At 40.4% G+C, this 623-nt stretch carries 1 protein-coding gene; it reads right to left on the reverse strand.

Annotated features, from left to right (window positions below; all coding sequences use genetic code 11):
- Positions 1–64: 64 nt before the first annotated feature.
- Positions 65–409, reverse strand: coding sequence for a HopJ type III effector protein (locus tag R7Z49_RS25965; protein WP_170927631.1), 345 nt, complete (start codon positions 407–409; stop codon positions 65–67).
- Positions 410–623: the final 214 nt, after the last annotated feature.

Raw genomic sequence — 623 nt, forward strand, 5'->3', positions numbered from 1 at the left:
TAGAAAAAAAGCCAGTCGCATAATACGACTGGCTTCTTCATGTAACGCGATTCTAAAATGATAACTATTTCGCGGTAAGCGCAGAAGTCTCAAATTGAATGCCTTCCCACCCCGTCACCATGAAATTGCGGATATTTTGGTGATCGTTGTTTTCTGGGTGAAGCAGTACGTCCTCGCGGTAGAAACGACCAAAACACGCCAACGTCGCTTCTTTATCGAGAGTGTTCAATACGCCGAATGCAAAAATTTTGCACGAACCGTTGTTTTCATTCGCGCCATTTTGCGTATTGCCATTCGTAAATGCAGCGGGCGTAAAATCGTAATTGTCTTCAATCACCGCCATCGTCGTTTCAAATTCAATCTTTTCAGGTGATGATGCCAGCACATCAAGAAATTGTTGTAGTTCCATTTTCATTCCAAATCCTAATGCCATCGCAATCTCGCCAATGACACATTTGTTTCATAAAAAGCCCATATAAGATTCATAAATCATACATATATTCAGAGCCTTACCAAATCACACGTCAATCAATGTTCTATTATCGTCCACTGCAGTGAATGAATAGATATCTGAAAATCATGCATTGAGCGACAGTATATCGGATTGATAAGGAGATATCATG

Origin of the sequence: Vibrio sp. 1562, from assembly GCF_033340155.1 — a bacterium.
Taxonomy (GTDB): Bacteria; Pseudomonadota; Gammaproteobacteria; order Enterobacterales; family Vibrionaceae; genus Vibrio; species Vibrio alginolyticus.